The 12122-nt window shown below is 31.1% G+C and carries 9 protein-coding genes and 2 pseudogenes; 6 read left to right on the forward strand and 5 right to left on the reverse strand.

Going from position 1 to position 12122, the window contains the following annotated elements; all coding sequences use genetic code 11:
• The coding region (locus BPMYX0001_RS34215; RefSeq protein WP_033799302.1) for a hypothetical protein at positions 1 to 499 on the forward strand (499 nt) is incomplete at its 5' end.
• 219 nt (positions 500 to 718) lie between these two features.
• Here BPMYX0001_RS34215 and BPMYX0001_RS24225 read toward each other — a convergent pair.
• Complete coding sequence (locus tag BPMYX0001_RS24225) at positions 719 to 2365, reverse strand: MORN repeat-containing protein (protein ID WP_006096828.1); 1647 nt, start codon at positions 2363 to 2365, stop codon at positions 719 to 721.
• Between the two features lie 505 nt (positions 2366 to 2870).
• Between BPMYX0001_RS24225 and BPMYX0001_RS29950 the strand changes: the two genes are divergently transcribed.
• Together BPMYX0001_RS29950 and BPMYX0001_RS24235 are read left to right on the forward strand one after the other, a co-directional pair.
• Entirely contained in the window at positions 2871 to 4082 is a 1212-nt protein-coding gene (locus BPMYX0001_RS29950; RefSeq protein WP_006096829.1) for a hypothetical protein, read from the forward strand.
• A gap of 292 nt (positions 4083 to 4374) precedes the next feature.
• Complete coding sequence (locus BPMYX0001_RS24235; RefSeq protein WP_006096830.1) at positions 4375 to 5262, forward strand: DUF4238 domain-containing protein; 888 nt, start codon at positions 4375 to 4377, stop codon at positions 5260 to 5262.
• Between the two features lie 203 nt (positions 5263 to 5465).
• Here the strand turns inward: BPMYX0001_RS24235 and BPMYX0001_RS32440 are convergent.
• A pseudogene (locus BPMYX0001_RS32440) lies at positions 5466 to 5633 on the reverse strand (IS1595 family transposase); the annotation flags it as partial.
• Between the two features lie 192 nt (positions 5634 to 5825).
• On the opposite strand from BPMYX0001_RS32440, the gene BPMYX0001_RS24245 reads away from it, so the two are divergent.
• From BPMYX0001_RS24245 to BPMYX0001_RS24255, 3 genes and pseudogenes are all read left to right on the forward strand, one after another.
• Positions 5826 to 7706: an ATP-dependent nuclease gene (locus BPMYX0001_RS24245; protein ID WP_006096832.1), complete on the forward strand. Its 1881-nt coding sequence runs from the start codon at positions 5826 to 5828 to the stop codon at positions 7704 to 7706.
• 191 nt (positions 7707 to 7897) lie between these two features.
• Positions 7898 to 8695 (forward strand): annotated as a pseudogene (locus BPMYX0001_RS24250) (transposase); the annotation flags it as partial.
• A 44-nt stretch (positions 8696 to 8739) separates the two neighbouring features.
• On the forward strand, positions 8740 to 9324 hold the full coding sequence (locus BPMYX0001_RS24255) for a GrpB family protein (protein WP_033799304.1): 585 nt from the start codon (positions 8740 to 8742) through the stop codon (positions 9322 to 9324).
• A gap of 377 nt (positions 9325 to 9701) precedes the next feature.
• Here BPMYX0001_RS24255 and BPMYX0001_RS24260 read toward each other — a convergent pair whose 3' ends face one another.
• From BPMYX0001_RS24260 to BPMYX0001_RS24270, 3 genes are all read right to left on the reverse strand, one after another.
• Complete coding sequence (locus tag BPMYX0001_RS24260; RefSeq protein WP_006096835.1) at positions 9702 to 10514, reverse strand: alpha/beta fold hydrolase; 813 nt, start codon at positions 10512 to 10514, stop codon at positions 9702 to 9704.
• 437 nt (positions 10515 to 10951) lie between these two features.
• Positions 10952 to 11401 carry a GNAT family N-acetyltransferase gene (locus tag BPMYX0001_RS24265; protein ID WP_006096836.1) on the reverse strand — a complete coding sequence of 150 codons (450 nt, stop codon included), beginning with the start codon at positions 11399 to 11401 and terminating at the stop codon, positions 10952 to 10954.
• A gap of 423 nt (positions 11402 to 11824) precedes the next feature.
• On the reverse strand, positions 11825 to 12122 hold a 298-nt coding region (locus BPMYX0001_RS24270), incomplete at its 5' end, for a YolD-like family protein (RefSeq protein WP_033799305.1).

Genomic DNA, 12122 nt, shown 5'->3' on the forward strand with positions numbered 1-12122 from the left:
ACTTATTAAAGATGAATTTGAAACTAAAATAAACAAACTAAAAAAAATATATGACATACCAAAAGAAATTTTTTCTAAGTATCCACAAGCTGAAATTATTGGCATTGAAAAAAATAAGAAAAATGATGAAGTATTTGTATTTAGAGCACCAATCGGACAGTCTTTTGAGATTAAATTGTATACACGAAGATCCAATTATAATTATCAAATTCCTACACTTTTTGCAACTCTCCATAACAATTCACCTCAAGAGCCTGACTATATATGGATTGGAGGTATAACGAGTCCGAAAGAAAACATCGGGAACGGCTCTATTACAATGAAATATCTTATTAAAATGGCTAAAGAAATGAAAGTTTCACACATTTCTGGGTGGCTATCACCAGTAGACGGAGACCATTTCGATAAATTAGAACATTTTTATAAAAAATTTGGTTTTGAGGTGAACTTTAATTGCGACAGAACAGAAGGCAGTATAAAAATGATATTAGATAACTAAACCCTAATAATATTTTTTATAGCAACTGATTTTGATAATACCAAAAGAGGGGATAGGATTTATGCAACCTCCCTCATTAATAACTTATCCAATAACTGATTTTGTTAAATATATTGCGAAAGTTTGTCATGAAACTATAGAAATAGAGTCCTGATAACACAGGACTCTTCTTTATTTTTATTAACATATGATGTTTGTTAGAGATGGTATCTTTAAACTTTAAGCATAAATTTTTTTATTTCTTTCTTTATTATCAGCTTCAGTCACAACACCATTATTCCACTGAGCTTTAATAAATTCAGTCCAATATGCATTATTTCGACGTATTTCTTCATTATTAAAGCTCGCCCTATCTTCAATGTAAGCTGGACTTTCTTCAAATCCAGCTTCCTCTTCTACTTTTTCCTCTAGCAACTCTTCATATGCCTGTAAAGCATCTAAATCTTTTCCATCGCTGTCTCTATTGAAAATTAAACCTTCACCATTTATAGGAGTACCTTCATATATCTCTCCTGTAAACTTCTTGATTTGGTTTGATAAATTATAGTTGTTAGTTATTCCATTCCATGGTTTCGAGTATTTATATTCACCCTTAAAGGATTGTATGCCGTTAATAAATTCGATACCATTAATTTTAAATCCATTTTTCAAAATACCTACAAATTCTACACTTCCATGCTCATTATAATATGTTCCTTGACCATCTATACGTCCACCTTTAAGTTCTCCTTGATATCTAATCTTCTTGTTCTTATGAAATAAGGTTGTAATTCCATTAAGAACCTGACCATCTTTAAATTCACCGTTATAAAAATATTGATTATTATCATCAGGTAATTTATATAGAATCCCCTTTTTAATTTCCCAAATTGTAGTATTTGTATCATAAGTAATTTCATAACATTCTTTTGTAGAATTATAATATCCATAGATAATTCCTGGAATGAAATGTTCTGAATCGAAACGACCAGTACATTTTATTTTTCCATCCGTATTATAAAGTTCTCCATCACCTACAAATGGTTCTTTAGTATCTCCTACGAAGAAAAGAACTCCATTTAAATAAGTTTCATAAACAGTTTTTCCGTTTACTACTTTTTCCATAGGTTTCTCTTTAGAAGAAGCAAATGTTAAACAATAGATCTTTTGTAAAATGATATACAAGTCAATACCGACTAGTTCATCAAATGAAGAAACTTTAAGCTCACCCAATAATGGAAATGGAATAAAATCAGCGAATACTTCCTTGGATAGTTCATCAAGGTACTCTCTTAATTCCTCATTGGGTTTATCCATTTTATGTTCTTCTAATATATTTTGCAAAGCATAAAATTGTTCATATAATTTGTAAACCCTATTCAACTCTTGACTTGTAAGACCATCTCTTAGATTAGCTACATTTTTAATCCAATCCGCACTAAAATATATTCTATTGGGTTTAGCATCAATTCCTTTTAATACATAACTAGTATATAGATCTCGTAAATTTGAAATCCCTCGTTGTAGATCATAATAAACAATAAGAGCATTTTCTCTCACCATTTCTTTATCACGGTTGTCCTCCAAATCTCTTAATTGCTGAGAAACCTGTAAGCTTCCCTTACTTACATTCCACACTAACAAACTAAAAAGTGTTGTGGCGAGTAAGGCATAAATCGCAACTAAAATTGTAAAAACGTAAGAAAGAGATGTTACAGCACTAGCTGTTTTATTAGGTTCTCCTCGAAGCTCCCACATTTTGAAAAGGGCTTCAAATATATTTCCAAAAATCATATAAGAAGCAAATAGACTAAAGCCAAGTGGCAATGTAAAAACCCAGAAAATAATTTTCTTCTCTTTCTTAGTAAACTTAATTTCGTTTAGCATGGCACTTCCCCCGGAAAATTACTTGTGTATTGCGTTCAACTAACATATACAATACTCTTCATTAAAGCACAGGAAAAGGTCTGCAAAGACAAGCAGACCTTATTATAGCTGAAATATTCTATGCATATAAAATATTGCATTTATTAGTTATACTTCCTTATTTTATGGTATTTCTTGTAAAGACACAATTCTAAGGGTGAGTTTAAATGCTTAATTATTTTCAACTTTATTTAATATATCTATCTCACATTCAAGTTCAAAAGTAAGTATATAACCCAAAATTACATGAATCTCGGCTGTACCCCTTGTCTCTATTATTTTGATAAGCAATGATCAAAATGAACTACAGTTACTGTGTGATGATTTATATAGGGTGTTTTTGCCCATCCCCCTTTTCGAGGGATGGGCAAAAACACCCATTTATCAATATCAATTGCTAAAATTATTATGATAAAATCAATTTATAATAATATCCTATAAAGATACCGTATGGAGAGTGAATTAATTGCTAAATAATATCCTTAATCCATCTATTTTAGAAAACTTTTCACAAATCATTAGTGACCACGATGATTTTTTAATAAAAAAATATAGTAATTTCAAGGGTAAGAAAAAAATTAGTGTAATCTTCTCAGCAAGGGATTGGTTACATAGTATAGTACATGGTCTACCTAACATTGACCTTACTCATCCTAATCAAGATACTCAGTCTTTAAATGTTTTTCAGTTTGTATGTACAATTGATTTATTGACAGAAGCCATTCAACAACTTTATAGAGTTCTTTATGATAAAATAAATTATCCACTTTCTCAAGACAAAACAGTATTCAACAAAAACATTTCAGATGATCAGTATTTTACACATATTAGAGCTGTTTTTGGTGCTCATCCAGTTAACTTGAAAAGTTATGATGGAAACTCTAATGGTAATACTCAATACTTTGCTTCATGGTCTAGTAGTCATGGTGCAGGTGATTTTAGTGTTTATCTTTACAGTAACGACCCTAAGGAAAGCGATAAAGAATTCTCTATTTCCTTTGACTTACTAATAAAGTATGCTCAAAAACGTTATCACTACCTCGAGGAAATAAGTAAAGAAATCCAACGCCAACAAATAGAATTCAATAACCTCTGGATAAAAACACCTATTGAAAAGAATAAAGAGCCGCTTGAACAACTTTATATATTAAAAACAGAAAATGAAAATAGATTCGGTAACAGTGGTTATAAATATGAAATTGGAACATTAATAGATCTTTTTAGTGCACCTAGAAATTTTCCTAAGGATTTTGAAATATATGATAGATTTCTTAGCAGTTTAAAAGAATCTATTAACGATATTTATTACAACTTACAAAACATGCAAATTTTAGACTTAAGTATATATCCTGTTCCGGAGTACTCAGGGATAAAGAGCCTTAGGAATTTTTTTTACGATATACAAAAACTAAATGAATATCTCATTAAAGAAGCTGACTTGAATAACAATTTGAATTATGTAGAAATAAATATAGCCGATCATATAAAACGACTAATTTTAGCAAACATTTTACCTGATTATGCTGTAAAAGAGTTGGATAGAAGAGATTTATTACTTATATTGTATACTTGCTTGGTAGAAAATGGAGCAAATATTATAAGGGAAACTTCCTCTGAACAAGAGGCATTCCCCGCTGATATAGAAATTATATTTATTGATGATTTAGATGCAGAGTGACTACAATATACTTATTGATCAACTCTCTTTGTACTATTTCAATTAAGAATGTAAAAATAATAAATAGCACGTACAATCTTTATAAAGATTGTACGTGCTTAAAGAATCTCCAAAAATTAATAATGTTTTTTTACACCACCTACCCATTAAATACATGACTTTTATATTAATATTGGACTCTTATTACTATCTCCAAGGAAGTTATGAATGAACTAATATTAAAACCATTAATTTCATTTTTTATGATAAGATTATTTCCCTAAAGATAACAGGAAGGATTTGTTACTTTAACATGGCAGAAAAAAAAGATTTTGTAAAAAAACAGCATTATATCCCTCAGTTCTCTATAAAACCATTTGAAATTACTGAGGGTTATTGTCGCACAGTAATTTTAAAAACGACTCCTTTTAAAATTACGAAAATGAGTACCAGAAATATTATGCAAGAAAATGATTTATATGAAGTAAAGGATCTTGACGGAGAATATGTAAATAGAAATGAAATAGAGGACATTTATAGTGAAATTGAAAATTCAATAGCACATAGTTTTCATGAATTTGTTCCCCTACTAGCATCTGATGAAGTAGATGTTGAGTTCAAAAAGAAATTTGCGACAATAGAATGGCAAAGGAACGAGACTAATCTACTTGAACATTTAATTTTCACATTGATTCGCAGTCCTCATTTAAAGAATTTGGTTTATGACAATAAGGAAACTCCTGATTTTATGAAACCAATATTCTATCGTCTTATGACCACTACTCGAGAAAATGCTGTAAAACTTGCTAAGAACCTTCTTAAAGGAGAGGGATTGGAGATAGCCTTGCATTCTTTAAAAACAAGTCCAGAAGGTGGGATTCCAGAATTATACAAACATCTAATGAATAATTTTCAATTACGAATTTACAAAACTCGAGGAGAGAAAAAATTTTTTCTTTCTGATAGACCTATTCTAGTCAACAAATTTGAAGAAGCTGATTATGTACTTCCTATTTCGCCTACTATCTGTATAGGTGCAACCCTCTTTGAAGGTGAGTTTTCTCCATACAACCAAATTACATATTTGTCGGATGTTGATGTTAACAGAATTAACAAGAGGATTATAGAAAATACAGAAAAAATGTTGATTATTCAAAGTGATGCAGATCTAGAGTTTGTGAAAGAATGGGGAAAAATATAAAAAGCATTATATAAGACAAAAAACTTAAAAGAACATTCTAATCGAGGTCGCACTACACTTTAAAAGTAAGCGTCAAATATTCCCCACCTACTATTTGTAAATAACCCATGAGATAATCTCCTTACATACTATATGTGGAGGTTTTTTATGGAAAGACACCGATTAAAGAAAGAATGGGAAACTTATATTCAAGACTATAAAAACAGTGGATTATCAGGTGTTAGCTTAGAGCCAATCATACTCTCTACCTTTGTTTTCACAACACGCCCCATACAAGCAACCTTGGAGACAGTTGCTTTCGTGCGGTCTCTTGCAACAAGCACACAGACATGTTCGTGACTAATCCCTCTGTGCTTAAACTTCCCACCACGGTTACCTTGTGTTGAATGACAAAAAAGTAGGGAACTAATTTAAAAAGTTTGATTAAGTAAGACTCAATCCTATTTCGGGATTGGGTCTTTTTTATAAATTAATATGAGTTGTCTCTTTTGATATTTTTTTATATTTATTCTAATATTTGCTATTATTAATTTATAAATTAATAATACTGGAGGAATTAGTAAATGAATATCCCTGTTACTATTAATATCCCATATCTTTGGAATGGAGAAATTATTACAAAAAATGATTGGGCTCCAATCACATTTCTTGTTGGTCCCAATGGTACGGGAAAAACACAATTTGCTGAAAATATTAGACACCAATTAAATTCTAATGGGGTTAATACAAGATATTTAAATGCAGAAAGACTAGCGGGATTAGAGAAACAACATTATACATATTTTTCACACGGGTCACCACTAGAAAGAGGGCTTGATATTGCTCAGTTCAATGATCTGAAGTCTTATGGGAAAGATTATGGTCTGGCTGCTGATGCTTGGATTATTCTAAAAGAGAAATTAGATGTTAGATTAAGGATAGAGGCTGTTTTGTCACAGTTTTTTGGGAGGACTCTAAGATTAAGTGAGGAGGGTGGATTCCTCAATCCAAAATTACAACTTCAAGGCAGTAATGGTGAATATGGTTTCAGAAGTGGCGAGAGCCATGGACTTAAAGAACTTATCTCAATTCTTGCTTTTATTTACGATGATGAACATTCTTGTTTAATTCTAGATGAACCAGAACTACACTTACATCCTCAATATCAAAGTTTTTTATTATCCGAAATTAGAAAGGTATCTGGCGATCCGCTTGTGAATCCTGATAAGAAATCGTTTGTTATAATAACTCACTCTCCCTTTTTCATTGATATAAATAATATTGATGATTTGAAAAATCTTCTCATTTTTCAGCCAACAAAGAAACCAGTGTGGATTTCGGACTTAGACGAAGATGACGTTTATAGAATTAATAAGGTTTTGCCGAGACTAAATACACATCATAAACAATTTTTCTTTGCAACAAAACCAATTTTTGTAGAAGGATATACAGATCAAATATTACTAAATACTATCCAAGATAAAAGAAAACAGGGTATTGGTGTTCGTGGAATTTCTATAATAGATGTTGGTGGGAAAAATGAAGTAGATGCCTTCTACCGTCTTTCAAAAAAACTGAATTTGGATAGTAGAGCTATTGTTGATTATGATGTCATCTTTGATGGGAAATTAAAACAAACAGCCAGCCAAGATCCCCAAGTCATTAATTACTTAAGTAATGAAGGTATTGGACAAGATTTAATGCAGGTAATCGGAACCCTTCTTAACACAATTGACCCATTGACCGATAGTTTACTTGAACTCGATTTAGATTTACTAGATCAGTACCCTGAGTTGAAGCAACTGATTGAGAAGATTTCAAATGTGACGAGTGTAGAAGCAAAAAGACGAGCAACGTTACTGGGGGTATTAAGGAATGAGCTTATTATAAGAGACTTAGTGCCTCATAAAATCCAGAATATCAATTTGATTATTGGTAAAACACGGAAAATTATTGATGCATTTAAAAAAGCAAACATATTTGTTCTCCCAAAGGGAGAGCTAGAAAACTACCTTCCGTCATACGAAGGAAATCCATATAACATTTCTGATAATGAAAAATCTAGATTATTGGAGTGTGAGAGGGAATTTTTGCTATCAGCAACATTAGACGAAGATACATTTATTGAACGCTATGGCGAATTAATAACAATTATTGATGAAGCATGTGAAACTATATCCATTGATTTGGGACCTCTAATAAATGCTGCTCTTGGTGATTTTATTCATCATATTCAAAAAGAATTCAAGTTAAAGAGAATAATGGATGTAGAATCGATAAAAACAAATAACATGTTATCTTGGCAATTATATAGTAGGGTAATCAGCAATATTACTTTTACTAGAAGTGATGATACGTCTTTTGTTTGTAGAATTCAACTTAATGAAAATATTGATAGTAGTCAAACTCTATACTCCTTTACAGAAACAACTGTTCCATCAAATTTTAATATTAACGAAGAGTAGCAGCTAATTTTATTTTTTCACTAAAAAAACTAATAACTTAAGCCACTCCTTGTTTAACTCAAGGAGTGGCTTAAGTTAAACAAGGAAAATCGCTTATTGAGAACAATAAATAAGTAAAAAGGACCAAAACACTTGTCCTTTTACTATATTTAAAATTTAATAATTCTATTGTCATTCTACACTTGTAGTGAACCGGTAAAGATCTAAAGCTAGCCACACAAGAAGAACTACGACAAGCAATGATTGAATCTGGGGCAAAGCGAATAGCTACGAAGGCGTCTAAGGCACTAGCAGAAGTAACAGCAAAGTCTATAACAATTGATGTCCCTCATTTAGTTGGAAGACAAAATTGGGTAATTGAGGAAGCGTTACGTATTGAAGAAAGTATTAAAGGGATTGACAATCACATCCAAGAACTACTTCACGGAAATTCAAGCAAAGGTATTAAACCTCATCCTTATACAGAGTTATTATACTCTTTCCCTTTTATGAGCGATAATTGGGCCTGTACCCTTATCGGAGCCATTGGTGATGTTGAACGATTTAATACATATAAATACCTTGGTGTTTCGGCTGAAAATAAACAATCAGGGACATCAGTAAAGGGTACGAGAATGACCTTTAGTGGCGTTCGGGATGCACGTCGTGTTCTCTTTCAAATGGCGATGATTATCATTGCGATGAAAAAGCAACCGTCCGTATTCAGCTCCTATTATCATCGTCTAGTAGAACGTAAAATGAATGGAAAAACAGCAATTGGGCATATTTGTGGAAAGATTGCCAAAATCCTTTATATGATGCTTAAAACGGGGCAAAAATATGACCCTATAAAACACGCACAAGCAACAGGTATTCCTTGGGATTCTGTTTATGACAAAAGAACAAAAAATGTCAACTCGGAGAAGTTTTATCAAGAAGCATTAAAGCTTGCGGGAGATTCAACATCTGACGATGTTGAATTAATTGAAACAGATGTTGATTTAAAATAAAGTTTGATAAAAACGACTTACTAAGTAAAATGGAGGAATATATTGTGGGTAAGAGTTTATCAGAAATGTCACTTGAGGAATTGTGGGAACTGTTTCCGATTATACTAAAAGAACATAATCCAATATGGAAAAATTGGTATTTACAAGAAGAAAAACTACTTAACAACATAATCGGTAATCAATATGTTGAACGAATCAATCACATAGGAAGTACTTCTGTTAACGGGTTATTAGCAAAACCAACGATAGATATATTGCTTGAAATAACAGCAGATTGTGATTTGAAGTTTTTAGTGAATGTGTTGGAGAAAAAGGGATATATTTTTGAAAAGCAACCACAAAAGCCTTCACCTCATATGATGTTTATGAAAGGTTATACAGAAAAAGGATTTGCCGAAAAAGTATTTCATCTTCATGTTAGGTATATAGGGGATTGGAATGAATTATATTTTAGAGATTTTTTACGACTGCATAAAGATGTTGCCCAAGAATATAGTAACTTAAAAGTGAGCTTAATGGACAAATATGAACATGACAGAGACGGATATACGGAAGCAAAAACAGAGTTTATTAATACATACACTAAAATTGCAAAAACGGAATTTGAATACAAATATACCCCAAACTAATAAGCATTTTATTTCAAAGCTCATTAAGACATAAAAAATACTAATCTCCAGTAAGTGTTTTAAAAGGTAAAAAACAGCTATTTCCAAGAGGAATTTTTTATTTTCCTTTTTTTAAGCACTACACTACATTAAAAAATAGTTGTAGACTGAAAAGGTGTTTTCTGTACAGAATTCAATAACATATGGAAGAATAAGGAAAAAGTCTCGGTGACCAAACCGAGACTTTTTTGACCATGTGATAGAACGTGAATTAGAACCATCAAATTCCCTATTCTTTAGGATATAGTTATTTCATATCTAGTATGCTTAACGATGTATATGTAAATAATTGCTCCACAAAACATATATAAGTTTATTTGTTAGATAAAATCTAACTATTATCCATACGAAACTTCCTCATACTCATGTAGAGAAGAGTCTCTAAGAAAATCGAGGACCATCTCATTGAAAATATCTTTTCTCATTACATTAAGTGGATCGAATGCATCTTGGAATAAAGCAAGTGTGCTATTTGGGATATGCTGGTGAATTGTTTTAGCTGCTTTTCCTTCATCAACACCTGTTACAACTTTTCCTGCTCCAGATAGAATTAGAGTAGGGGATTGAATGAGATGTAATAAAGAAGTATGAACAGGAAATTTTGCTTTTTTCATCATTAATAACATTTTTTTGTCTATTGAAAATGAATCGCGTAGTATTTGTTGCGTGTACGGTTCGTGTTTGTAAAATTTCATCATTAAATCAATAATTGTTGAATAGGGCAGCAAACTAAAGATGAAATTGGAAAATTGAAGTACCCATTTAGAAGTTTTAGTTGGGAATTCACTATAGCTATTAGAAATGACCAATTTTTTTACATAGGAAGGATGATGAATGGCTACTAATGTCGCAAGAATTGCTCCTTGTGAAACGCCGATTACATGAAGAGATGTGTGACATAGTGTATCTAAAAATGAAATGATATCAGATACGATTAAGTCGTAATCATATACATTACCAGGAAAGGTTTTTATCGATTCTCCATGACCACGATAATCGAGAAGAATCATCTGATATTCTTTAGAAAATGATTCGATTTGTGGTTTCCACATCTTCCAAGATGCCCCGCTTCCGTGTAAAAAAAGGATTGGTTCCCCTTGTCCAAAAGACTCGTAGTGAAATTCACCGTTTTTTGTTTTAATAATTGGCATGAATAAGCCCCCCTTTTTTCAGTTAACAAAAGTAAGATTACTTTTAAAGTACAATATATGGAATATATAATCAATATAATTTTGAAATATTTATCTCATCTCATTTCAAAATTTCAAAGTGTGTCCGCTTTAATCGTGAGATGCGTTTTCATACGTTTGATAGAATAAACCCTACTATCTAGTCTAATACTTTATTTTAATAAAATTTCTTTTCTCTAAATAAAAACTATTCATTAGTCTAAATTCTTATTTAATTAATACAGGAAAATAAAAATAAAGGGATCCTATTAAACCAGCGATACTCAGTCTAGAACATTTTTTTAATCAAACACACACAAAAAAGCTTGGGATTTCCAAGCTTTTTTGTCTTTAATGAGTTGTTCTAATTTAATTAAAAAATCCTGTTAAAGCAATAAGGATTTGATTTCAACTGGCTCTCATTTAATTGTGTACTTAAATAAGAGTTCTCCATTATTTAGGTCTCTTTCATTCATGAATTCGAACCCTATACTTTCGTATAAGCTATAAGCTGTTCTGTTTTCCTCAGTGATACTTAAATATATAACGTTTACCCCATATTCTTTTGAAGCTATATCAATAAGTTTCATCATAGCAATTTTCCCATAGCCTTTGCCTTGATATTTTTCATCTATCATTATTCTATCAATCCAAGTATCTTTATTAGGACCAAAAGAACCGTACATAGCAAATCCAATAATTTCTTCATCATAATATATAGCTACTGGATGCCATTCACGATGGGTATTAGCTTCATTTAAACATTCATCTACGGTTTCAATAAATTTTTCTTGTCCAGACTTTAATTTTATATTTCTAACTTTGAATTCATTAGTATCATCTATATTTTTAAAATGCACATTACTCATGTATTAACTATACCTCCACCACTTAAATCTTATTTAATTATCTGCCCGTTTGTTGAAGAATTAAATTTTCTAAATCTTTGACTATATTTTACCATAAAATGATACAAACCCTTGTGTTTTCTCATAACAGACTAAAATTGACATACCAAGAAACAAATGAAATAGCACCCTAATTCGCACGATGACAATATCTATTGTCAAGATGCTATTTCGGGTGCTATTTTAAGTCTAACAGAGGAAAAATAAGATTAGCCTGTAAGTGTTTTAAAAAGTAAAAAACAGCTGTTTTCGGCACAAAAATAGTGCTATTTCCAAGAGGACTTTTTTTATTTTCCTCTTGGAAAACACTACACTACATTAATATAACTTAATCATAATAGCATGAAGTGTTCACATAGTGGATGCTTTTTATTTTGTAGACGATTATGTATATTTTATATCTGTTACATGATTAACTTTTATATAAAATACATTATCATGTTGATTCCTAATTCTTAATTCATTACAAATCATGTCGTAGTAATGAATATAACCCACTTCGGAATATACTTTGTTCTTTTTTTGGTATGAAATACTTACTTGCTTATTTTCAGCCATTGCACAACACACTATTTCATTTATAAGTTCTAATTTTTGCTCATCTAAAATGGGCATCGGTACTTCATTTTGTTTTTCATACAATTCATTTAATCCTTCAAACTGTTCTTTTATTGCTGAGAAT

Origin of the sequence: Bacillus pseudomycoides DSM 12442 (assembly GCF_000161455.1) — a bacterium.
GTDB lineage: Bacteria > Bacillota > Bacilli > Bacillales > Bacillaceae_G > Bacillus_A > Bacillus_A pseudomycoides.

What these genes read in the sequence shown, in the direction of transcription:
- BPMYX0001_RS24225 (WP_006096828.1), bottom strand. Translation starts at nt 2,365, where the DNA reads ATGCTAAACGAAATTAAGTTTACTAAGAAAGAGAAGAAAATTATTTTC.
- BPMYX0001_RS24235 (WP_006096830.1), top strand. Translation starts at nt 4,375, where the DNA reads ATGGCAGAAAAAAAAGATTTTGTAAAAAAACAGCATTATATCCCTCAG.
- BPMYX0001_RS24245 (WP_006096832.1), top strand. Translation starts at nt 5,826, where the DNA reads ATGAATATCCCTGTTACTATTAATATCCCATATCTTTGGAATGGAGAA.
- BPMYX0001_RS24260 (WP_006096835.1), bottom strand. Translation starts at nt 10,514, where the DNA reads ATGCCAATTATTAAAACAAAAAACGGTGAATTTCACTACGAGTCTTTT.
- BPMYX0001_RS24265 (WP_006096836.1), bottom strand. Translation starts at nt 11,401, where the DNA reads ATGAGTAATGTGCATTTTAAAAATATAGATGATACTAATGAATTCAAA.